The following is a 24,905-nucleotide window of genomic DNA, read 5'->3' as shown; positions in this document are numbered from 1 at the left end:
AGAATAAAATTTTCACATACCAATAATCTAATTTTACTAAAATATAAATATAATCTAAAGTTTCCCACCAAAAAAGACATACCTTTTTAAGATATGCCCTCTGGATAGGTTACACTTAGTTGGACAGATTCGTTAAGGTCATATAAGCTTAATTCATAAAAGTCAGGAGCGAATTAATTATGACCAAAAGAGCAAGAAGAACATTCACAAAAGAATTTAAAGAACAAATCGTTCAGCTACACCTATCAGGTAAACCTAGAAGCGAAATTATCAAAGAATATGAACTAACGGCATCCTCCTTTGATAAATGGGTTCGCCAGCATAAAACAAGTGGTTCCTTTGAAGAAAAGGACAATAGAACACCAGAACAGGAAGAGTTAATTAGGCTCCGCAAAGAAAATCAAAGATTGATGATGGAGAATGATATTTTAAAGCAAGCCGCGCTGATAATGGGACGAAAGTAGATGTGATCCGGAATAACCGTCATAAATACTCGATATCAGCAATGTGCGCCGTCCTACAACTTCCGAGAAGCACGTACTATTATGAGGCGGAAATTCGAGATAATCAAGATGATGAATTAACAGATTTAATCGTAAAAATCTTTAAAGATAGTCGGAACATTTATGGTCAAAGAAAAATCAAAAAAGAGCTTCAAAAGCAAGGCTGGACAGTGTCACGCCGCCGTATTGGGCGAATAATGAAAGAACAAGGACTTGTCTCTAAATATACAGTCGCTCAATTTAAACCTAGAAAATCAACAGTAAATGAGTCTGAAATTGGAAACGTGCTAAATCGTGAATTTAATCAGGACCAAGAATTAAAAGTTATTGTGAGTGATTTAACATACGTTCGAGTCAAACAAAACTGGTATTATATTTGTGTTTTAGTAGATTTATATAATCGTGAAATTATTGGTTATAGTGCTGGTCCTAATAAAAATGCCGAGCTAGTTCAACGTGCTTTTTCAACAGTAAAATACAACTTGAATCGCCTAGAATTATTTCATACGGATCGAGGCAGTGAGTTTAAAAACAAACTCATAGACCAGGCATTAGAGACGTTTGGAATCGCAAGATCCTTAAGTGAAAAAGGAACACCTTATGACAATGCAGTTGCCGAAGCAACGTTCAAAACGATTAAAACAGAATTCGTTAGTGGTAGAGTTTTTGATAGTCAACAAGAGCTTGATCTTGAGCTATTTGATTATGTTAATTGGTTTAATAACATCCGAATTCATGGATCTCTAGATTACTTAACGCCAAAGGAATTCAAAGAAAAGCAGCTGGTTGGAACGAATACCACTGTTTAGGAAAGAACTTATCGGGCGAAAGAAAAAGAAAGGTGATCCTCAGAGCCACAGCGATAGCTGCTTGCCATTTACTGTAGCGCCCGATTCTTAGTAGGCGATGGAAGGGGGCGGGGCCCCACCAGCGAATACTTAGAATCGATTTGTCAGTGTTACGATTTATCTGCAGGTAGCTCTAAAGGCTTTTCTTTTGCCGACCTGCGTTAATTCCACTACACTGACAAAAGCAAAGTCAATGGTGGCGGACGAGCAGATGTATGACTTTTTAACTGTCATTATTTATCAATCATATAAAATAATAAGTTTAAGCTAAGTACCTTAAAAAAATTGTCCAACTTAGTGTTGACATACCACTGAACGTACCATCAGGTCCTATATTCGCCACCTCATTCTCCAAGATATGCTTGCGAATCCCCCAATCAATGACCTCGAAAAATTAGCTGAAATGATTGCCAGTAAGCTGAGCAATGGCATTCCCCAGATTTCTTTAAAACAAGAAAAGCCCACTGAAATGACAGTAAGCTTGGAATACAAAAGCCTTATTAATCAACTATTCTAATTTATGCAGAAGAGTCGAATAGCTACTCTCCACTATTTGGCTTTTCTGCAAAACCTTTAAATCAGATTAGCATTAATTAATAAGTAGACTCACCAATCAATGCTTTAGCCGAATCATAAAGGTTATCATAGTGCAGTAATAAAATACTTTCTGTTAACTTTTGTCGTTTTAATTGATAGGTTTTATCGTTGAAATCATTTCGCCTTCCTGCAATTACAGCATAGTGAATACGTGTACTATCATACTTCATAAATTCAACTGGTAACGACTTCTTGGGATCTTTATACTTATTAAATGTTTCATAGAGTGTCGCATAATTCGCTTCTAACCAGTATTTCCAGTCAATTACCTGCCTCTCTCCTTTTCTTATTGCATCACCTAAATGACCATCAGTTAAAGTAATATGTTTATTCGGATGTTCCAACTCTACAAAGATAAATTCATAACCCCCAGAATTCCGCCCAACAAGTAGGTAATCAACTTGATATGAGTTTCCTAATTGAAATTCTGGAAAAATAAATGCATCATGATGACCGAAATTATAAGGACCCTTCATGATAGATGCAATTATAAAGTAAGCACTTTTTTCACGAATTCAATTCAGAATAGACTTTTCGTTTGAAGTAGAATTGTCTATTAATTGATGAAATTCTTCTACTAATTCTGATAACATGTCTACTTTCTGCAAATCAACGATATCCAAATGATTATTCGGAAACAAACTTTCATAGTGTCTTACTGCAACAGGGTATTCTCTGTACTTATTTTTTCTAACAACAAATTTTCCTGATTTATGAACAATCTCTTTTTCCTTTAAATTGTCCCATTCTTTTAACTCTTCAGTTGTTAATACAGTATAATCTCTTGTATAAATTTTCACACCACATTCCCCATCCAAATTTTCTTTCAATATATAGAAAAAGAATCGGCATTACCGACTCTTTCCTTTAAATATAGTTACCTTCCAAACCTTTTCAACTTATACCCAACGCTTTATACACAGCATCAATCGGATCAGAATAGAAGATTGGTTGGATTTTTACTAATAAATCAGAAGGCACTGTTTGTAAATCAACAATCGAAATGGCTGGAATTAGCACTCTTTTTGCTCCCGCATCTACACAAACTTGCAACATGTTTGCAAACTCTTCGACTTTAGAAATTGTGCCTCCCACTGTCATAGATCCGAGAACAACTAAGGATTCTTGCACTGGCTTTTCTAAGGCTCCCGAACATAGAGCGATGAGTTCAGCTATTGCTAATTCATCTGTTAACCCAATTCCTTGTAAGTCACTAATATGCATCAAATAGTCTTTCGTCTTCGTACTGATTGTGTTGCTTATTGATTTGCTGTTAGCGGTAAAGAAACGGAATGCCGTATCAAGGCTTTCCTTTGCTCCTCGGTGAGAGCCAACACCTGATTTATCGAATTTTCCTGTCCCTGATACGACTTGGTTTTCCAACTTGTATACACCAATCATTCCTGAATTACCATGACCGACTACGTATACATGTCCAGGTCTCCCCATTCCTTCGGGTATTAGCTTACCTCCACCTTGTTCGGGTACTGAGACATATTCCTCAGCCATTGTTTCTTTATCAAGATAAGAGAACATGACATCATAGAACTCCATGCCCCCTATTTTCTTGAGCTGTTCCTTCACACGACGACGCCCCTCCAAGGCATATTGTAGAATTTCTTCAATATCTTCCCTTGTATATTCACCATTAGGGTATATTAATTTAACTAATCCCGAAACAGTTTTACGAACCGCTACTGTATCACGTTGATTTAAGTTATTGCCAAGTTTGAAATAACGGTCAATCGCATCCGCAAATGAACGCTTCCGCATTTCTCTGAAAAACTCAGCAATATAATCTACAATGAAACCATACTTATCAGTGAAATATTCAGGTCTCATCTTGGGGACCTCCCAGCCAGGTAGGTAATAATGCATACGATCAAAGAACGCTGTGTCATTTGCCATTTCTGGTGGGAATGGTGCAAATAAGTGCGATGTTTTTATTAACGTGTCCACACTTTGGTTGATGTTACCCACGAATACCATCGAGGCAGAGGCGGCTTTTTCTTCCTTCCCTCTTGCAAAGGAACCTGAAGCCATATAATCTTTCATAATCTGAATTCCGTCTTTGTCTTTAAAGCGAATTCCTGCTACTTCGTCAAAGGCAACACAGTCCCATAGTCCAACAAGTCCTACTTTTCTTGTAGACATATTATAGAAGAGGTTTGCTACTGTTGATTGTCCACCCGACACAAGAATTGAATTTGGCGATACTTCTTTGTACACATGGGATTTCCCCGTACCTCGTGGACCTAATTCACACATATTGTAATTGTTTTCTACGAGAGCTACAAGTCGCAACAAAAGATGCCATTTCACACGCTCTTCTAATTGTGTTGGCTCCATTCCAATAGAACGAACTAATACATCAATCCATTCCTCTTTCGTAAATTGTTTTCTGCCATTAAAAATCTCGTCAATGTCCATATTGGGCATTTGAATTGGCTTTAAGTTATTTACTGTAAACGGACTCACATTCCGTACTTCTTCATCATAATAGTAGTCAAGCTTGATCATGCACCAAATACCACCAACAAGTAGTTTATCAAACTCTTTCACATAACTTGCTGGTACTGGAACTCCTTTTAAGCCCAAATTAGAAAATTCCGCCTCATACGTATCAATTTTCGGGTTCAATGCAACAGTTACTTTATCAATAATGGAATATTGACCAAGCTCTCGAATACGTGATTTTATTTTTTCTGCTTCGTCAGGTCGGACGAAATTATCCGATAAGATTTTTTTAACACGTTCTACGCCTTCAAGAATGCTCTGTTCATCATCGGTAGCACAGTACATACCGAGAAGATACTCCAACACATAAATAGGAACGTTTGCCCCTTCTTTAATGAGCTTCGTCAAATCTTTGCGAACAACTCGACCTGCAAAGACATTATTTAATTTTTTATCGAGATCCAGTGTCATTGTTTCCTCTACTTTTTCGTCCATCCTCACCCCTCCAATCATCACAACTTAGAAGTCAAAATCACTTACAATTCCTAAGTTAATCGTAAATGGGACTTTTTCTGTTATAACGCCTGTTTCCGTATCTTTAATGATCAGATAATAAGTTTTATTCCGATCATATGGAATGCTTTTTAACACAAACTGTAGCTTGAATGTACGGTCGGCTGGATTATCAAATGAACGATCGCCAATAATGGTTTCTTCATTTGAAAGTACGTTCCCTTCTTCGTCAGCCATATAAATAACCACCGTTCGAGGTTTTGTTTTCTCCTCTACTTTTTCTGTTTGGAAGAAGTTTAAGTTAAAGATGCTATTTGTAATTTTTTGCGTCGTACTTGTCAGTTTAATATCGACTTTCGAAATCGCTTGAACTCCCTTTTGACCAGCACGTTTATTCTTGAAGGATAGGAGTGGAACAACTATTTCTTGTAGACTTGCCCCTCCATGGCTAAAATTCACGCCAGAACCTTGCATACGATTACGTAGCGTTCCATTTGGCACATAAACGTTTAATTGTTGTTCATTTTTAATAACGGAAGCCAAATCAATCGTTAATTGCCCAGGAATGTCCTGAATTTCTTTAGATAAAGCGTAACGACGTTTTACTTCAATCTTTTCCAACTGTACTTTCTCAATTTTATCGCTTTCCTCTAAAGGTTCTCTTTGATAAAGGAAGCCATGATCAGCAGTAATTAAAACGTTCGTTCCAGAAAGGTCATCTCGAATAATTTTTATTAGCTTAGATATTTCATCCAGTGCTTTTTCTACTGCAGTAAATGTATATATTTCCGTAGATGCTTTATCTCCCATTGCATCAATGCTGTCGTGGTAGATATAAATGAGTTTCTTTCCTTTAAATATTTCACGTCTGCCTGCTTTGTTCATATTCAAAACATCTTGGAAACGTACTGCCATGCTATCTTTTACAGTTGATTCAATAATGAATTTGCGGTTTTCCAAGCCTGATGAATCCTTGTCGTTTACGAATACTTGCCCCTTCGAATCAAAATCAATAGATTTATGTGGGAGTAATGATGCCATACCTAACTTTGTAACAGAAGGGATGACTCCAAGCATGGACTGGATATCACATGTACCAATCGTCTCAGTGTTTAATCGTTCTGTCAGTTCTACCCCGATTTCATATCGGAATGCATCGGAAATAATGACGAATACTCGCTCACCTTTTCGAATGTGTGGAGATACAATGGAAGAATAAAACTGCTGTTGGTTTAAAACACCTGGTAATGACCATTGTTGCGTCATTTCTGCCTTTACAGCTTGAGACCAGTTCGCACTTAACTCGCCCAGAAACCAATGTGTATATAAATGCTCCACCACTTCTTTTAATTTCTTCAGTATTTCATGATTACTTTCTTCATCATAGGCGACATAAAACTTACGATAATACGTATCCATCTGATAATACTTACTTTGATATGCTTCATAAATATCTATTGCTCGACCTGTTGGAATTCCTTGTTGATACTCTTTATAGAATTCCTGCATTTTAACCGCATAAAAAAGTGCCTCGTAAATATTTGCATAACGTTCGTAAAAATGTTTTGACCGTCTTAGTTTAATTAATTTCGTGTACTCTTCATAATCTTCAAGTTTTTCGAGCAAGCTATTGGCAATATAAATAATGATTGCTCGGTCAATATAAGGAAACGTTTCGGCTTTCTTTAGCTCTTCAATTGGAACTGTTTGTAGTACATGAGGAAGTTGGATCTCTTTCTCTGCCATTTCAACATACTCATCAAACACTTCAAAATCAGTCTTATGGTGCATCCAATGGTCAATGAATACAAGACAGTTCGTGCGATTTCGTACAGCAATAAAATCTTTTATACTCGACAAATATTGCTCATTTACAGAATGGCTAAATGCCGTTACAGCCATATGTATAAACAATGTTTTTAATGTCTTATTGTCACGTTCATAGCCATACTGTTTGAATACATACTTCCAAAATACTTCTATATCGAAAAACTTGTCCATCTGAGTTAAAAACTTATTATCACTATCTTCCAGCGTATCCATTAGTACAGTCTTTAACACTTCTTCAAAATCAGGAACCTTCACGTTACAAAGCACACTCATGATTGCAAGTTCAATTATTTCTTCACTGTATGATTCAATGCCTAAAGCTTGAAACTTACGATAACGCTCTTTGTTATGGAAGAAACGCTCATATTTTTTAATAACTCCACGTAGAGAAGGATCTATCTGAAGTTCACTTAATATAAGCGAAATACGGTCTGCATAAAACGTTTTCGAATAGAACACTGTATCTGCTAACCAGTTATCTTCTAACCCTAATTCTAACGTTGTGTATATCAAATAATGAGAAGATGGATCTTCTTCCTCTAATAAATGCTTCATATAAAATTGATTGTTTTCCGATAATGTTTGGACTTTAACTCCATCCACTGTCAATTGATCAAATTCCTCAATAAACTCTTGATCCTTATCCACCCAAAAGACAATTTTTCGTTGCTCCCCATCTTTTAACGGTTCATTAAAAATGTCTTTAAGGGCTGATACTATTTGAGTTATATTCATTCAACTCACCTCACCCATTCAAAATATCTACCCTTACTCCTCTAATAATTAGAAAGGTAATTCAATAGGAACATTGTCAGACTTACTCTGCTTTTGAAACTCAACTTTTTTTCTATTCGTTTCTATCTTATCAATAAAAGTTATAACGTTAGCCATTGCTCTAACAACAAAGTCTGCTTCAATTGAATTTAGGATTTCATTGTCATGTGCATAGCTTTTTGTATTTCGTATATCATTGTAACTATCGAATAATGAAATACTATTTTGCAATGCCCTTAACGTAAAGGATGATTCAAAAATTTGATCTTTTTCATATTTCTTTTTGAGCATCCCCGCAAGACTATGTAGAGGTAAATAATTACCCTTTCCATCTAAGACGTTGATATCGTTGTCAATACATGCTTGACGCAATAACTTTGTAGCAAATGTATGCAGTCTATCAAGAACTAAGGTAGGTTTGTTTCGTGCCAATGAGTCATTGATATCTTCCATGAGTGTTTGCAAAGTCTCTTCAGATTTATGGGGTAAATTTATTGTAATATCTGTTCCCATCAGCTTCTTAGTTACAGTTCGCAATTCGTTAATTGTTTTATTTTGTTGTTCAGATAACGGTTCTTCCATTCTATTATGATAATCTTCATAATAATTTAGTAATTCATCCATTAGCTTTCCGACTACTGCATTAGGTTCTTTGGACCATATCTGTCGTAATTTATTTGCTTTTGAACAATACTCTTGATATCCGTCTCCATCATAAATATCAAGATTTATCGTTTCTGCAATAAATCTTGCAAAAGTAGAATTACTAAAATCCAACACATAACCAGAATCCATACCGAATAACCCTTCGAACAACAACTTCTCCCTATATGATAAGTTCGCCAACTAACATCCCCCCAATCCTAACTAATATAAAGTGCCTGCGTCTATGACACAGACACTTTACTGCAACATATTAAATCTTCGCCACTAACCCATTAAACTTCTCATAATTCACTTTAACACCGTCATCTAAGTCAATTTCAATTTGCATGTCCGCCATGTGGTGTAATAGTTCATCATAAGCTTTTAACTCGTCGATTTTTTTATCGAGTGCTTTTAACTCTTTCTTCGCATTGCTAATTTCTTTCGCTGTAAAATCACCTTCTATGATGTCAAGCAAGTCCTTTTTCTCCGCATCCATTCGTATTTGCACTTCATGTAAATAATCTGTACGAATACGAGAAAGTGTTGTTTTATCATAACGATGCATATAGATAAGACAGTTAAAAGCCTTTTCCTTACCAGAAGTAAATAACCAATAAATCGGTCGCTTTTTATAAACTTGCACATGATCCTTATAGAAATCATTTAAGAAATAGCGACGTAATGTTTCCCTTGCTGTCTCATTCGCTTTACGCCCAATCGCATCGGCAATAAAATCAAGGTTTTCCTCAAGCGTTTCCTCACTATACGTTACACGCACAAAATCTACAAATCTTGTTACAATATCGTCTTCGAAATACGAACCTGACAAAATAGGCAAAATGTTATCCTCATCAGCAGGGAATGTTTGATAACGTAAAGCATCAAATTCACCACCTGCGTATACAAGACCTTCTTCATTAAGTGAATAACGACCGAAAGAACACCCTATTGCGTAGGAGATAAAAGATTTGATATCCTTCTCCAATTCAGCTTTTCTTATCATTACATCTTTCTCAGCAACGTCTGGTGTCAGATCATTTTGCAAACCGTAAATATCAATAAATAGACTATTTAATTCTTCTTCATTATGTTTAAGTTGTTTAAATCGTTCCTCACACTCTTTCTTCCAATTCTCAAATGCCAACCGTACAGTTCCACCATTTAAAAATGGATGTTTCTTAAAATTCCATGATACTTCAAAACTATCCCAATCTAACTTTGAAATGTTAATAGAGTTACTTGCCAAATCAGAAATCAATGTATTGTTAATTGCATCTACATAAGGAATTCTGCTTACATTTCCAGGTTGGAAATTAAGTGTAGGGTTTTGAATTTGTAAACAAAGCGTTGAAATTTTACTATTTAGTAGTGCTATAATATTTTTTAAATTATGATTTGCAAATACAGAAGATCCACCAGTATCGAAAATGAAACCATTTGGTGAATAACGAACCGAAAAGTGACTACTTGTTACTAACCCCCAACTGCCACTTTCTCTAAAATAATATTGAGTGTTTGCTATTCCAATATTTGATGAACGTGATGAATTTAAATAGGCATTATATTCTTTAATTTCTTCTCCATTATTTTCCCAATTTACGATATATTCCTGATTTCCATACCACTTTCTATATCCGCCACCTTTATTATATGGAAACCATTTTTTCTTGCTTACATTCGCATCATCTAAAGAATTCATCCCAAAACCAACTTTTCTTATATCTACTTCATGCCAAAGCCTAACAAATCTATTATTGTCACTTGTTTGTAAGCCCACACATGCTACAGATACTTTTGATAGCGGTTCTGATTTACTATATATATCAATAAAATCGGCACTTACCCAATATGCTATCGGATTACCTGGAATCTTATTGAAGTTATCTTGGTCAAATGAATAGCGATATGAAACAGAAGGATTTTGGACAGCTTCCAACGTTTTAATTGGTTGGTTTTCTGACCCTCTAAATTCTGAAAGTCTTACATATTCTCCTTTTAAATTAATTTTATAATTTCTTAATGTAAAAGTACAAATTGGCACTGTCGCACCATCAAATCCTGAATATTCAAGTTGAACTAAACTACTAATTGTACGTTCTTTAATTATTTTCTGTCTAAGTTTTTCATAAGAAGAAATAAACATCCATACAAATGGAGACATAAAGCCAATCTGACCATTTTCTCTCGTTGCATAAAAGCTATACTCAATAAATGCTGAGAATAGATCAGATTTTACATCAGGGTAATTAGCTACTAAGTAGTTGGATACTTCGGCTGTTAAATATTTATTTCCTGCATAAGGCGGGTTTGTTATAAATACCTCGTACTTCAAATTCAGAATTAACGCTTGTTTGATTAGTTTTCTAAAAATGTCCAATGTACTATCTTTTAATTCTAATTCAAATAAATTTCCCGATTGTTGTTCAATTGCCGTTAGCCGTAGTTGTAAAAATTTAATGTCGTAAGATTCTAATTTGATAAGTGATCCTATTGATTTTGCATGTTTAAATTGGTCAATAAAATCCTTCATTTTATCAAATTGCTCACCAGAAGATACACCTGCTAAAAATTCTATTTCTTCATCAGTAAACTGATTTGTTTCTTGAATGGATGCTAAGTTCATTGTTAACCCTTCACGTTCAATACTTCTTAAGAAGCGTCGGTTGTATTGCAATGCTTTCATGACAATTGAAAAGCTTGCTAATTGATAAGCTCGATCATCTATGTCTAACCCATATAAATTTTTCTCGATAATAAGGCGTGGAATTTCTCTCTCCATATAGCCACATTTACTATAAATTTCAAAAAGAACATCAAACATATACACTAAAATATGACCGCTCCCCATTGCTGGATCGAAACATTTTATATCTTCTACATTCAACTCTTTATTAATGTACGGAGCTAATTTTTCTTCAAAATCAGGTTCTGGATTTGGGTTTTCTAAATAGAACTCCCAATTTTGAATTAAGTCCCGATGTTCTGGATGAGATTCAACCCAATAACGCCCTAATGCATTTTGTACCATGTAACGAACAATCCATTCAGGAGTGAATAGCTGTGTCGCAAATGGTAATTCCTCTGCTTTGTAGCGTTTTTTTGCCTTAATAACTCGCTCATTTTCCTCTGAAATATAATATTGATACAACCATCCAATAATCTCGACATTTTGCCAGTCACTTTCTGCTATGACATCTGTATTTATCATTTGACGTACAAACGAGTCTGTACCAAGTAACCCTTCAGGGAATAAGATTTCCTTATAATCTTCCAGTGTTTCAAACATGAATGGCATATAACGGTTCAAGTCGTTACAGTGCATTTTAATGAGGTACTTAAACAGTTCATCTGTTTTATTGTTCATTTTCAGTTCATAAACGTACTCTTTGTCCAATTCTAAATCAAGTAACAGTGCCTCTTTCATCATGTCTGGCTCTGCACTGTCACCATTTGATGATGATAAAACCCTTACTTTTGTTGGAAGGTAGTCATTCACTTCCATGAAGCGTAATGCAATAAAACGGTTAAACCATGTGTATGCTGTTTCCTCCATAACTCGATTGAAACCAATTTCGTTAATTCGAGCAATTAGTTTGTTTCGTTGTCGTCTTTCCACATCCGAAAGTTGTCTGCCGTCGATAAAGACGGCATCCGAACTTTCTACATTCGCTTTTTGGATAGATTCAGCAGTAATCCCGATTTTTCTTGCTTGCAATTCTACTCGTTCCAGCAACTCTTTTCGTGCTTCTGTTGCGAACTTTTTCAATGCACTTTTATTCATCTAATTCACCCTTATTCAATAAACTCAATCTGTTTATTTGCTTTAATGATTTGCTTTAGCTTATGGGAAAGCGTGTTGATGTACAAATCCACTTCTTCTTCTGTCGACAATGTTTTCACCGTCACAAGTTCTTTTACCTTCACCGTCTGTTTCTGAATAACTGGTTCAATTGGTGGCTCTACAACTGTACCTGCAATTTTCTTTTGTTCTTCCGCTTTTTTTCTTTGCCATTCTATAATTTCTTGTCGTATTTCTTTTAGTGTCTTTTCTTTATAACTATTACTTTGCGAAATCGTTGCATCAACCTTGAATATATCTGTAAATTGCTCAAGGCTCGCCTTTAATCCTTGATAGTATTGCTCCACTCGATGTTTCGTTTCATTTGAAACACCATACTGAGTTGCTTGTAAAACTAATTCATTATAATCCGCCTGCAATTTCTCATTGGCATTTGCTTTTTTCTCTACTAACACAGCTTCTATTTGTTGCTCTAATGCGTGTAAAAGATCGGGGATGTCCTTAATATTTTTATAAGGAATCGGATTTTCCACAATGTTACGAAGTTGATGCATCTCTTTTTCTACTTCATTACCTGATAAGTACGATTTATTTTCTTCGTACTTTACAAGTCCTGCTAAACCTCGGTCAAAAATATCCTTTTGATTCGATTCGAAGAAGCTTTTTACATACACAATGTCTTCTTCCCAGTCCGCTAAATCATCTTCCATTTCTTTCAGTTTCAAGAAGAAAGAGGCGTTATCCAATTGATTGTTAAATTGCCCGAAGTATTCTAAGCCTTTGTTTAATAAACTCAAGCCAGGATATTTTCTACCTTCATAACGTGCTTTGAACGAATTGATTTCATCTACTTGCTTGGCAATAAGCGAACGAATATCCTTTGCCAGACCGTCTTCATCATCTGCTAAATCCGTTGTATTAAATACTTCTTTGCAAATTCTTCTCGCAGTACGAAGTAGGGCTTCATCCACTTTCACTCGTTTTGTAATGATTCCTTTGTCCGCTTCCGTTGTTTTCCCGAATACCGTCAATAATTTGTTTGTGTCGATTTCTGGCTCTAAATACTCCGAATTATAACGGATACGGATACGTTGCTCTTTTAATAATTGTGCAAGGAGACCTGCTATATCGAGCTGTTTCCATCCATAAGGTTTATCTACAAAACGATCATATACAAGTTTCACTCGGACTTGTTTGTTCAACTGCTCTTGCATGTCGATATATTCATATACTTCACTTTTCGCAAGGGTATTTGGACTTTGAATCATTTGTTCATCAAAAGAAATTTGTTGGTCATCAGAAGCTAAAATAGAAATGAGTTCTCTCTCATTATCCAAATGCTCTTTCACATAGCCTAATTTCGTGTAGACATTATCGACTAAATGCTTAAATGCTGTAGTCATTTTTTCTTTTACGGTAGAGCCTTTAATGTCCATTTTGTCGCCGTTAACGAAGAATGCACCGTCTTTTATCGCTTCTTCCAACAACTCTCGCACTCGACGTCTTCGTTCACGTGCCTCAGCTTGTTTGTTATTTAATATATTTTGAATATTTTCAGGTAGTTGCGTAATGTTCTTTTTCTTGCGGTATTCTTCAATACGCAATGCTTCTTCCATTTCCTCTACATAAGCTTCGTTGCCACCAAGTTTCAGTATTGTTTCTCCGTTACCAGATGACATCATCATTAACTCCTGGTCTGACTTAGCATAATGGTCTGATAGTGGTGACAAGATTTGAATGCCGATATTTGATGTTTGATTGCCATAAGGTTTTTCATCCATCACTTGATTGTAAGAGAAAGAATATTCCTTTGAATAAGTGAAACGTTTTTCTTCGTATAGGTCATTAAAGATATATTGGGCTAATTCACGTTTTACTAAGCTTTCATCAACAGGTTGCTGTTTAATATCTCGATTGATGTCTTGTTCATCATCCGTTAAGAAAATGTAGTTGTCCCCATTTTTTCCGATTAGTGTTTGTGATATTAACTTTCTCAGTGCTACTTTGAGTTTTTCTTTTAGTTGTAATTTATCCTCGTCAATATGTGTGACCATTAGAGTAGCAATATTATCAATGTTGGCTGGAAGTTCTTTAATATACTTAATCATGAACAGCACTTTTAACAGATCAATGTTAAACGGATCGTCTTTTAAAGCAGGGTTCATGCTCGCCCCTTCGATTACCCTTGAAATTGATGGATTTAAAAACTCCTTGATGGTATCGTAAAATGCATAGAACGGAATAATCGAACCTTCTTCTGCATCTTTATACTGAAGCCCCGCTTCCTTAAATGCGGATAACATCGAACGTTCCCCTTCAGATAAGTGCTTACCTGAAGAGCCATGTTTACGTACTTGCTCGAAGACGTTTTGAAGTAACTTAAATTGGTACGGTATGAACGGATACACTTCTGCAAATTCCGTATCGTCTTCATAGCCTCGAAGATCTGCTGTGCTTTCTTTAAAACTAATTAAATTTTTCAAGATGGCACTTTTGTTCGGATAATCCGCTCTTAGCTTGTCTAACACATGCGGATATTTTTCTAAAATACGTTTTTTGATAACTTCGTCTACCGAGATAGATGATAGGGATAGACGTGTATCAAAGCGACCTTGGATTCGTGAAAAGTCATCTCCTTTGACTTTAATAATCGAGTCAATACTTTCTTGAGAAGTGACCATAATCCATACTTTTCCTTGTGCATATGTCCCTAAATCTTCTGTTAACGTTTGTAAGTTCAACATCAAGTTACGGTTATCCCCGATGTACTGACCAATTTCGTCGACTAAAAATACAAGATGAAAATTCGGACCTTTACTATCAATGTAGTCTTTTACATCCTTTGCGAACTTTTCGATACTGATTTCAAAATTGTTTACTCCGCTTTCAAACCAATTACGTGCAGATTCTTCCGTCATGTTTGTCGCTTTTACTAATGCTCCAATGACATAATCTGCATCAAAATAGAAGCTGTTGCGACGATCTTCCCATGGTTCACCCGCAAGAGCATGGAATTCAGTCTTAAATGTTTCGTAAACTCCCTGTTTATCTAAATATTTTTCCATCTCCGCAACACCAGGAATGTCTCCGTAGTAGCCACGATGTTCGTAAAATACTTTCATGAATACACGTAAAATGGCATCTTCTTTTGATTTGTTATCTAAAGAGCTTTTGGAATCAATATTAAACAGAATAACTTCTGTATCTACGTCTGCTGTCCGCTTCATATTGGCAAACACAAGGGCATCTTTTATTTTTTCTTCAAAGAAATCAACAGGTTTTTTACCTTGTACTGCTTTATTTTCTAAAAGATAAGCAAGAATTTTAAGAAAGTGCGATTTACCCGAACCGAAGAATCCGCTGATCCACACACCCATCTTATCCGTCTTACCTTGGACTCCTTTTAGATAGTTTTCATAGAACTTGGAAAAATGTTTATGTAATTCTTGTGTGACAACATACTCGTCTAATTCTTGATAAATATCTGCTTCGTTTGTTTGGGCAACTTTAATAACCCCACGAAGGTCACGTTCAATATCTTTTAAAAACATCTCTTTAAGTAGCATCCAAATTCCCTCTCTTCCTTTAATCAACTAACCGAAATGCACGATAGTAGTTATCATCTTTAAATTTTCCGAAAAGCTGTAAATCCTGACCGCTGTATTGCCCTGGGTAAAATAAAATAACAGGAACCTTATCCAACACTTCTTGAAGATTATTTAAAATATTATGGGAGCGTACAAAGGGATATACTTTACCAACACCCGTCAGGAAAACAACATTATGTTCTCCCATCTGTTCTTTAATTTTTTTCAGGAAAATATCAGGTTTCGCAAATGTTGTCATGGCTTTAAATAAAGCATCTTTTCCTTGCCGTTCTTCCATATCAAAAATACGGTCAAATATTCTTTTTTCCTTAGTTATCTCAATTAACATTTTGTATAAATCAAACTCAATAATCCTTCTATTATAAAGACCATTGTTAAATTCCTTATGGAGAATTTTAATAAAATCTCGTACCTCTAATTCATCTTTTGGATCATAATCAAAAATATAGAAACTAATTTCATTCCCCAATCCACGTCCCTCGATGAATTTGTCTTCCTTTATACGATCACTAATTTTTTTCAATCTTTTCTTCAACGTAGCCATATTCTACTCTCCCATCGCATGGACATACTGTGCATCACCAATATGGATTAAATGCTCTCTTAATTGCTGATCAATGATAAGGCGATTTAACTCATTGCTACGCCGTTCCTTTAATAGTCCACTTTCATAAAGCACTTGCATAAATGCCCGTTTCAACTTTTCCGTATTAATGGCACTCCAACTGGCAACCTTTTCACTTTGTTCAGCTTTTGCAGTAAAAAATACGTTAATATCCTTTTTCTCAATAAGGTAATTATTATTGCGAAATTTCTCGCTTATGACTTCGTTCATAAATTCAAAGAACAATAAGTCTGTTTTCATAATGGCGTACAAATTAATTACTTTACTTATTTCAATTGAACCCTCTACCATTAGATCTGCTAATACAGAATCTATTACTTCGGCTCTTCTCATAATGGAAGGTAATGTTCGATTAATTCTTCCCTTTTTCTCAAATTGGAAGAGGTTTTCTTCAACAACCCTTCTTCTAATTTCTTCTGATGTTAAATCCATTCGCTTCAATTTTGCGACCTGCTTTAGTTCAAATAATAAAAAGGAAGCACCGTTTAAGCTTGAAGAATATTCCAACTCTATTGTCACCCAAATCCTACCTTTCGCACAAGACTATTAACCTATTTCTTTTTCTAAAATTTTACCAATTAAAGCTAATCGTCTTTTTCCGCTTTGCTGTTGAATTACTTTGGTAAATTCATTATCCTTTATCAGCTTCTCCCGATTATATTCATACATACTTTTAATGCCTTCAATTAGCTCATCTTCTTTGATTTCTTCTTGCCAGTACGCATCCACCAATTGATTTAAAGCTATTGCTAAATCTCTCTGTGTACGATAGAAAAGTCTTAGTTCCAAAAAACTCACCTCTGAATTTCACTTAATTCTTATTTTACTCTTACTCATTTCTTAATTCAATTTTATCCTGGCTATTCGACTTATTCTCTTAAAATGTTACAAGAAACAAAAAAAGGACTTCGCATCTCAACAGACACGAAGCCTTCTATGGTGTTACTTTGTTAACAACAGTTCGGATAATTCCTCAATTTCAATTCTGTAACTATTTTCAGTTGGAAGTGGTTGCTCTGGTAACTCGATTGGAACTTGAACAAACTTATCAGTTGGAACTACCGAAGCTCTTTTTGGTAATTCCATAACTTTATAAATGTAAGGTGAGAATCCATCTATCATTTTCTTAAAGATACGTGCAATCTCCTCAAAAGTTTGCTCATTGCTTTCTTTTGGTTTGAAATAAACTCCTATTCTTCTCTTTCCATATGTGAGATCAGGGTAGACACTTTTACGAAGTTCGTCTGCAATATTTTCAAATGCTTCATACCAATCCATTTCTGCTTTGTCGAAGTATAACTCGACAAATGCAAGATTTCGAACATCTTTTGCTGAGCATCTATAAATTATCCCAGATTTACCCGCACCGCAAGTAAGGATTCGATCATTTTGATTTGTCTTTTTATCGTAATGGAAATTAAGAAAATATGGTATTTTGTTACGCAACACTTGTAACATTGCTCGTTTTACATCTTCAGCTCGATTCAAGTCAGGTGATGATGGATTTGTATTAATCTGCCCACAATGCGATGGATGAATTTGCAGGTTCACTAATTCAACATTTAGCAGGGGATTCATTTCCCTTAGTAAATGAAAGTTCTTATATATGTCCAAACTATACATTTCATTTAGTTTTTGCAATACACCAATAGCGTCTTCATGAAGCGATAATGCATAAAAATCAACAAACTCCTTCTGATGTGATGAAAACCACATCCTGAGTTCATTCAAAATTTCATCATCAAATGACTTTGCAACCCATACGATTACCGATTCATTATATCTTTCAATCATTTCTATCATTCGACTCAAATATGTGGTATTTGCTTTCGTGAGCTGAACTTCAATAAAAATGGGAATTCTTCGTTTAGAATCAACTGCTCGAATATCTATGTTACGATGAGCATGTCTCTGTTCTAAAATTATGTTACTGACCTGAAAACCCAACGTATCTGAAAGCAATTGCGGATTTTCCTTTAGGAATATAGACAATATATTTTCTTTCATTGAACCATTCTTACTCATGCCATACATCCTTTCGATATTTGGTTATACCTTACTCATCAATTTTGGTAAAAAATAAATGCATGAAAAAAGCACCTACCAAATTCATCTACAGATTCGGTAAGTGCTTTGCCTTTTACTTATAAAATTGTTCTTCTGTCGGTTTTTCAAAACCATATTCCCACCCCATTTTTTCTATTTTCTGTGAATTATAAAGCCGTTATTGGCTATAGTCAAGCATTCTAAACGAACATCCATTCCATATATATATCATATGAATAACATCTATTATGTAAAGCTCTATATACCAGGTATCGGAGAAATCTATATTTTATATGAAGTTTATATTTATACCATTAATAACTTATATCTATTCCGTATGTAAACGGCAACAGTAAGCCTGTTACCGCCGAAGAATTAAATCTCCTTTAATTCGCTGATCAATTCCCCGATCTCCTGCAACTCTTGCAAAAGACTTTCTTTTGACCAGTCGGCACTGAGGATTGCTTCAAGGATTTCAAGTAGTATTTCCTTTACCTCTGCACTTAGTATTTCTCCGTTATGCTGTACTTGGTGATTGAATAATAATTCCTTTAAACCTATTGTCTCGCCTTTGTTCCAGTTAAGACTCGAACCCGCAAGAACCCATGGTTCGACTCCTAATGCTTCTGAAAGTGCCACAAGCTTTGGAAAGCTCACAGATTTTCTTTTTGATTGTTCAAGCCTATTGATGTACGAACTTGAGATGCCAGTTTTAATTGAGAGATCATTTAAAGAAAGCCCTTGTTCTACCCTCAACCTTTTTAACATTTTCCCAAAATCATCTTTCATTTGTTGTTGCTCCTTACTCAAAACAATCCTCTCCTCTTTTACGTTTTCCAAAATGGAAATCCTGTTTTATGATCTAATTTGATCTTTATATCATAGGCGGAGAGAAGCTTTTTATAACGAAATTTTTGCGGAAGTTATGGAATAGTATAAAAAAATAGAGGTCATCCTCCAAAAAGGACAACCCTATTTACCTTCAAATTTATGCAGGCATCGAAAGTTTCTGTTTATTATCAAACATCTCTGGCTCTTCTAATTTTAACAATTCCATATCAATACATTTTCTGAAATATAATTTATTTCCATTAAAGTAGATTTTAAAGAACGTTTCTTCACTCTCCCATACTTCATCAATATAATCTTTCTTTCTCTTACCCCCTAATTCATTTACATAAATATGACGGGCAACTTTGGATATATCGTATTTCTCCCTATCATTGAATTTTAAAAACACTGGCTTTTGACCTGTTGTTCGATAATAACTAAGAATATCTATAATATCTGACATTAAGTCACCAGGAATTAGTTCAATATTTGAAAAGAACTCACAAGTAACATATCGTGCTAAACCAATCATCCTATTAGCATTCAAATATTCCTTTTCTCTTAATTCTTCGTCTGAATAGATATTTGGTAGATTTTCTATGAAATTGATATATGCCTGTTGGGTGCTATCATAAACTAATATTTCGCAATTTTCGTCATTCTCTTCACCTTGATCTAATTGTTTCTTTAATGAAAACGAATAAATTCCGACTGGAATTGCCTTACCAAACTCTAATTTTACCAAGTCTTCAGTCTTTATTAAACTGTCTGCAACCTTTATGAATTCCTCAATTTTCTTTATTGATACATACCTTGAGATTCTTTCTGGAGTTGGACTCTCTTGTTCTTCAAAATCACCCCCTCCCCTGTAAAGTTGAGAAGGATTTACCCAAGCGATTTTGTCTTGCCAGTCATCAACAAAGCTAACGATGTATGCTTTCTCTGTCCCACCAGCTTTTGGTCCTCTCAAAGCCCTTCCAATCATTTGAGTCATTAAAATGTTCGAAGTAGTCTCTCTTGTTAAAAATACAGTTTGTACTGCTGGTATATCAGTTCCCTCAGTACAGATATTTACGTTGATTAGCACTTCTAATTCACCATTTTTAAATCTTCTAATCTTCTCTTTAGTTGCCCTTGGAGACAAATCTACTTCTGTTTGCATATCGGAACCTTCCGATATTACATAATCGGACAAAATTCCCTTTTCCCTAAACAATGTATTCAGTGTAATTGCATGAGTTTTATTGATAGCAAACACAAGCAACTTTCCATATTCCTCTTTATTTTTCACATAAGATTCAACAATTCTATTGTTTCTAATTTTGTTTGTTGCAATGTGGGAGGCAATTTTCGGAGGGATATTATTAAAGATTTCAATACTTTTAAAATCATCGTCACTTAGTTTACTTATTGGAATGTGTGTTTGTATTTTTTCAAATATTGGTCTTGCTAAAATCCCTCTTGAAATAAGTGTTCGCAGACTGACCTCGTAGATGATATCATCTACAAAAACTTTTCTGAGTAAGCCTCTTTCCTTTTCTGCAGTTCGAAACGGTGTCGCAGTCAGCCCCAATATCTTTGATTTTCTTGTTTTTTTATTAACAATCCCTATAATTTCCCTATAGGTTTTTGCTGTAGCATGATGTGCCTCATCTATCACAAGTAATACATCATCATTATATTTCAGCCAATTGTTCACTAAATGGTGAATACCTCTATACAGGCTGTCTTTACTCGCAACTAAAATATCATCATCTTTTTTAATGTTGGCAGGTCTGTCATGTTGTCCTGAAATAATTCTATATCTAAATCCTGCTCTATTATTTACTATGCTTGAATAGGCATTTGACTTAAAATCCGATAGGGCTTGTTCTAATAAAGCATGACGATGAGCAATCCATAGTACCTTCTTTCCATTATTTATAAATCTCTCCAATGCCCATCGAACTGCTGTCGTTGTCTTGCCCCCGCCTGTTGGCAAAACAACCAATCCTGCAAATTTATCTGTTGCGAGTATTTTATTGTCCATTGCATTCATAGCTTCCAGTTGGTGCAAATATAGTTCAGTTTGATCACTTTCTCTCTTTACATTAACTATTCCTGAGTGTTTTCTTTTTAATAAAGTTTTCATTTGTCATCTTCTCCTTTTTATCAGATTGGAAAATACAGCAATTCTCTTAGGGTTCAACTAACACAATTTCTCATGGTAAATCACCCCTTTATCATTTCGTTGGAGTCCGTTCTAAATTACAGACTTCAACTATGTAAGAGGATTGAAGAATAAATTGGACAGGTATGAAGTTTTCAAGGAACAAAAAAAGCTAATTTTACTTAGACATCAATGCAAACGCCTAACTTTTATTCCTAAAAGGGCATACTTCCCCCCCTGGAATAAAAATAGTTAAACGTATGAAATTGAAAATCTAAGTAAAATTAGCTTTAAATATCAAAAAGTATATATAAAAAAATTATCTATAGTCATAATATAACGACTTGTTTCATTTAGTCAATAGATTTTTAAAAGAATATCCAAAAAAATCCATTTGAGTTACAAACATAACTCAAATGAATTAGATACAAATAAAAAGAACCACCCGAAAGCCTGATTAGCGGGGTGATTCCTCTCGCAAAAAATAAACTTTTTGTGAACCGAACCACAAGGGTTCAGTTAGTGATAACGATACTCGCAATATCGTTTCAATCTAATTATATAAAAATGTATTCATCAATTCAATTACTCTGTTACAACCTAATTGCCTTATCCATAAAATCCATCCTCAACTACATATTGAATTCGTTTATTATTATAATAAGTTGTTTAGAATTAGCAAAATAGCATATATATTGGAGGTTTCAAAAAATGAATTCTAAAATTAAAACGTTTAGTTATCACAGCTCTACTAAGAATGTATTCACTGTCAAAGTATGTGACTGGAGAGAGTACAGTATCCTAAATAAAAATGGTTTAATTGAATTGCTAAATGATTCAGGATCCTCACTCTTTATCGGATTAGATGAAGATGAGCAAACCAATTATTGTTTAGCTTTATCTCATGATGATAAAGAATTTGGTCCGTTGTTCAAATTACAGCCTAAAGCTTTCTTTACGTTATTTGATATGTATAACAAAAACAAATCACAATTTTTTAAAGAAGTTCAGCTAATTAAGAATGGCGGATTATTAATTGATAAGACTAATTTTATTAGACAGTCAGATACTTTACCACAGTCAACTACATGATACCTTTTACGAGCATAAAAAGACCAAAGGTTTACCCTAAAGCTTTTCAGTTTACCTTTGGTTTTTTGTATGCCCTTTTATTTATCCCTTTAATCCTTAAACGCTATATTCTGTACCACCAAAAAACTCCTCCCATCCCCATTTAAACCCTTTTCCCTTTTCCCCCTTCTTCTACTATATCTCCACGTAATTTAGTTCTTCCCTGCCCATCCTCCACTTCCAATCCCCCTCAAACCCTTCTCCCCCAAGGCTTCCAACCCATTTCCCCCTACTCCCTTACCTCTATTCTCTGTAATAAAGTTCTTCCCTATTTTCACTCAATTTCAGCCAATTTCCACCCCAAAATCCTCCAATCCTTACCTCTATTCTGTAATAAAGTTCTTCCACAGAGTAGTGGTAAGGGCGAAGGGTTAGGAATGGACACTCTTGCTCTTTTCGAGCATTTCTTCCCGCTCTTCTCTCTTGCTCAATCCGCTTCAAATCCCTTTACTGACAAGCTTTTTCCCGCTTTCATCAATCGTTTGATTAAGCAAAAAAAGAACCGAGAAAACGTACCAACGGTACGACTCCCGATTCCTTTATAGGTTTTATACTTAATGTTTGCTCCCGTTTTCTCCCCGTTCAGATACCAACTTAATTACCGCAGGTACGAACTTGAATTACGAGGGAAGAACTTAATTGGGGGAAGACACAAAAATTTATCCCCCACACCCAAACTCACTCAACCGTTACGCTTTTTGCGAGATTACGGGGTTTATCAACGTCACAGCCGCGGTGTAGGGCTGCGTAGTAAGCGATGTATTGCATTGGTATTACAGAGATAAGAGGTGTTAATAGTTTATGGACTTGCGGTAAGACGATTTCATCCTCTTCCATTGCTAAACTTTCCATAGATATAATGCATGGTTTTGCTCCTCGAGCAGCGACCTCTTTTACATTCCCACGAATACTTAAATTAACATTTTCTTGGGTTGCAAGGGCAAAGACAGGGGTACCTTCTTCAATTAAGGCAATCGAGCCATGTTTCAACTCACCGCCTGCAAATCCTTCTGAATGAATATACGATATTTCCTTCAGCTTTAGTGCGGCCTCTAGACAAACGGCATAGTCCAAACCTCGGCCAATAAAAAAGCTACTTCTATCAGATGATAAATAATCGATTGCCACCTGTTCAAATTCTATTTTTCTATTACTAATCTCCTCCATCGCATTAGCAACGATGGCTAGTTCATGGATCATACGGATATTAAGTTCTCTTCCTAGGCCTAATGCAACTGCTTCAGCTATTATTGCAAGCACAGCAATTTGGGCAGTGTAAGCCTTTGTTGAAGCGACGGCAATTTCTGGTCCAGCATGGAGCAGTAACGTATAATCTGCTTCTCTTGAAAGGGTGGATCCTGGAACATTTGTAATTGTTAATGCTGGATAACCTAATTCTTTCATTTGAACTAAAACAGTGCGACTGTCTGCTGTTTCTCCGCTCTGTGAAATAAAAATAAACATTGGTTTTTTGGACAATAATGGTCGGTTATATGCAAATTCACTTGCTAAATGAACTTCTACTGGAATACCGGCCACTTTTTCCATTAAATATTTCCCAACTATTCCCGCGTGATAACTCGTTCCACAGGCGACTATATAAATTCTATCAGAGTTCATTAACTCCCCAATAATAGATGGATCTATATGAATTGTCCCAGTGTCGTTTTGATATTTTTGGATAATTTTCCTCACTACATAAGGTTGTTCCTCAATTTCTTTTAACATATAGTGAGAATACGTACCTTTTTCCATATCACTTACATCCAACTCGGCAATGAATGGCTTGCGGATAATTTTTTCCCCATTTAAAGTAAAAATTTGTACCTGTGATTTTGTCACAATAACCATTTCTTGGTCTTTTAATTCAAGATATCGTTTCGTAACGTGAAGCATCGCCATAGCATCGGATGCCACACCATTAAAGTTGTCACCTAAACCGATTAATAATGGACTTTTATTTTTTGCTACAAAAATAGTATCTTGATTTTCATTATCTATTAGAGCAATAGCATAAGAACCATGTAATAGTTTCAACGTTTCTTGAAATGCTTTAAAAGTATCGTTCCCTTCATTAACAAAGTGCTCCACTAATTGGACGATCACTTCTGTATCCGTATCACTGACAAAATGAACATGAGCTAAATACTGTTTTTTTAGTTGCTCATAGTTTTCTATTACACCATTATGAACAATCGTAAAGCGGCCTGTTGCACTTTGATGGGGATGGGAGTTTCTTTTACTTGGTTTTCCGTGAGTTGCCCAGCGTGTGTGCCCGATTCCAGTCGTTGTCGCCAAATTCCAGTCTACGATGTTTCTTAAGTCACGAATCCGACCTTGTTCTTTAAAAATTTCAACATCATAATTATTTACAACAGCAATCCCTGCTGAATCATAACCTCGATATTCGAGTTTTTCCAAGCCTTTTAATAAAATTTCTTTACAATCATTATTTCCAATATAACCTACTATTCCGCACATTTCATTGTCCTCCTTCAAGTAAGGGGGCAAGAAATCAATATTGGTGAATCCACCGGGGACAACTT

16 protein-coding genes are annotated in these 24,905 nt (G+C 35.3%); 2 read left to right on the top strand and 14 right to left on the bottom strand.

Annotation, left to right across the window (positions count from 1 at the left end):
• Nucleotides 1–179 precede the first annotated feature (179 nt).
• A protein-coding gene (locus BN1242_RS07035; RefSeq protein WP_087941734.1) for an IS3 family transposase occupies nt 180–1,312 on the top strand; the annotation gives its coding sequence in 2 pieces (ribosomal slippage) (nt 180–429 and nt 429–1,312; 1,134 coding nt in all).
• A 632-nt stretch (nt 1,313–1,944) separates the two neighbouring features.
• On the opposite strand, the gene BN1242_RS13380 is transcribed toward BN1242_RS07035, so the two are convergent.
• The 13 genes from BN1242_RS13380 to BN1242_RS06970 all read right to left on the bottom strand — a co-directional run bounded on the left by BN1242_RS13380 (nt 1,945) and on the right by BN1242_RS06970 (nt 21,210).
• On the bottom strand, nt 1,945–2,424 hold the full coding sequence (locus BN1242_RS13380; RefSeq protein WP_062353364.1) for a Shedu anti-phage system protein SduA domain-containing protein: 480 nt from the start codon (nt 2,422–2,424) through the stop codon (nt 1,945–1,947).
• Between the two features lie 39 nt (nt 2,425–2,463).
• Entirely contained in the window at nt 2,464–2,748 is a 285-nt protein-coding gene (locus BN1242_RS13375) for a hypothetical protein (protein WP_062353361.1), read from the bottom strand.
• A gap of 94 nt (nt 2,749–2,842) precedes the next feature.
• The gene (gene brxL, locus BN1242_RS07020; RefSeq protein ID WP_077216137.1) at nt 2,843–4,900 is read right to left on the bottom strand and encodes a protease Lon-related BREX system protein BrxL; all 2,058 of its coding nucleotides are present in this window, start codon (nt 4,898–4,900) and stop codon (nt 2,843–2,845) included.
• 24 nt (nt 4,901–4,924) lie between these two features.
• Nucleotides 4,925–7,483, bottom strand: coding sequence for a BREX-1 system phosphatase PglZ type A (pglZ, locus tag BN1242_RS07015; RefSeq protein ID WP_062353358.1), 2,559 nt, complete (start codon nt 7,481–7,483; stop codon nt 4,925–4,927).
• Nucleotides 7,484–7,531: 48 nt separating this feature from the next.
• On the bottom strand, nt 7,532–8,368 hold the full coding sequence (locus tag BN1242_RS07010) for an abortive infection family protein (RefSeq protein WP_062353355.1): 837 nt from the start codon (nt 8,366–8,368) through the stop codon (nt 7,532–7,534).
• Nucleotides 8,369–8,438: 70 nt separating this feature from the next.
• Nucleotides 8,439–11,951 carry a BREX-1 system adenine-specific DNA-methyltransferase PglX gene (gene pglX, locus BN1242_RS07005; RefSeq protein WP_062353352.1) on the bottom strand — a complete coding sequence of 1,171 codons (3,513 nt, stop codon included), beginning with the start codon at nt 11,949–11,951 and terminating at the stop codon, nt 8,439–8,441.
• A gap of 11 nt (nt 11,952–11,962) precedes the next feature.
• Nucleotides 11,963–15,535 (bottom strand): BREX system P-loop protein BrxC, encoded by a 3,573-nt coding sequence (brxC, locus tag BN1242_RS07000; RefSeq protein ID WP_062353349.1) that lies wholly within the window; start codon nt 15,533–15,535, stop codon nt 11,963–11,965.
• Nucleotides 15,536–15,554: 19 nt separating this feature from the next.
• Nucleotides 15,555–16,121, bottom strand: coding sequence for a DUF1788 domain-containing protein (locus BN1242_RS06995; protein WP_062353346.1), 567 nt, complete (start codon nt 16,119–16,121; stop codon nt 15,555–15,557).
• A gap of 3 nt (nt 16,122–16,124) precedes the next feature.
• Entirely contained in the window at nt 16,125–16,721 is a 597-nt protein-coding gene (locus BN1242_RS06990) for a DUF1819 family protein (RefSeq protein WP_062353343.1), read from the bottom strand.
• Between the two features lie 27 nt (nt 16,722–16,748).
• On the bottom strand, nt 16,749–17,000 hold the full coding sequence (locus BN1242_RS06985; protein ID WP_238985104.1) for a TIGR04540 family protein: 252 nt from the start codon (nt 16,998–17,000) through the stop codon (nt 16,749–16,751).
• Between the two features lie 144 nt (nt 17,001–17,144).
• Nucleotides 17,145–18,227 carry a hypothetical protein gene (locus BN1242_RS06980; RefSeq protein WP_062353340.1) on the bottom strand — a complete coding sequence of 361 codons (1,083 nt, stop codon included), beginning with the start codon at nt 18,225–18,227 and terminating at the stop codon, nt 17,145–17,147.
• A gap of 396 nt (nt 18,228–18,623) precedes the next feature.
• Nucleotides 18,624–19,058: a helix-turn-helix domain-containing protein gene (locus tag BN1242_RS06975; protein WP_062353337.1), complete on the bottom strand. Its 435-nt coding sequence runs from the start codon at nt 19,056–19,058 to the stop codon at nt 18,624–18,626.
• A gap of 178 nt (nt 19,059–19,236) precedes the next feature.
• Nucleotides 19,237–21,210: a DEAD/DEAH box helicase gene (locus BN1242_RS06970; protein WP_062353333.1), complete on the bottom strand. Its 1,974-nt coding sequence runs from the start codon at nt 21,208–21,210 to the stop codon at nt 19,237–19,239.
• A gap of 729 nt (nt 21,211–21,939) precedes the next feature.
• Between BN1242_RS06970 and BN1242_RS06965 the strand changes: the two genes are divergently transcribed.
• Nucleotides 21,940–22,320 (top strand): hypothetical protein, encoded by a 381-nt coding sequence (locus BN1242_RS06965; RefSeq protein ID WP_062353330.1) that lies wholly within the window; start codon nt 21,940–21,942, stop codon nt 22,318–22,320.
• Between the two features lie 717 nt (nt 22,321–23,037).
• On the opposite strand, the gene glmS is transcribed toward BN1242_RS06965, so the two are convergent.
• Entirely contained in the window at nt 23,038–24,840 is a 1,803-nt protein-coding gene (glmS, locus tag BN1242_RS06960; RefSeq protein WP_062353327.1) for a glutamine--fructose-6-phosphate transaminase (isomerizing), read from the bottom strand.
• Between the last annotated feature and the right edge of the window lie 65 nt (nt 24,841–24,905).

The sequence above is a fragment of the Bacillus kwashiorkori genome (assembly GCF_001375515.1).
Lineage (GTDB): Bacteria > Bacillota > Bacilli > Bacillales > Caldibacillaceae > Bacillus_BK > Bacillus_BK kwashiorkori.
The sequence above is the reverse complement of the archived record's forward strand: the minus strand, read 5'-3'. Positions and strand labels throughout refer to the sequence as shown.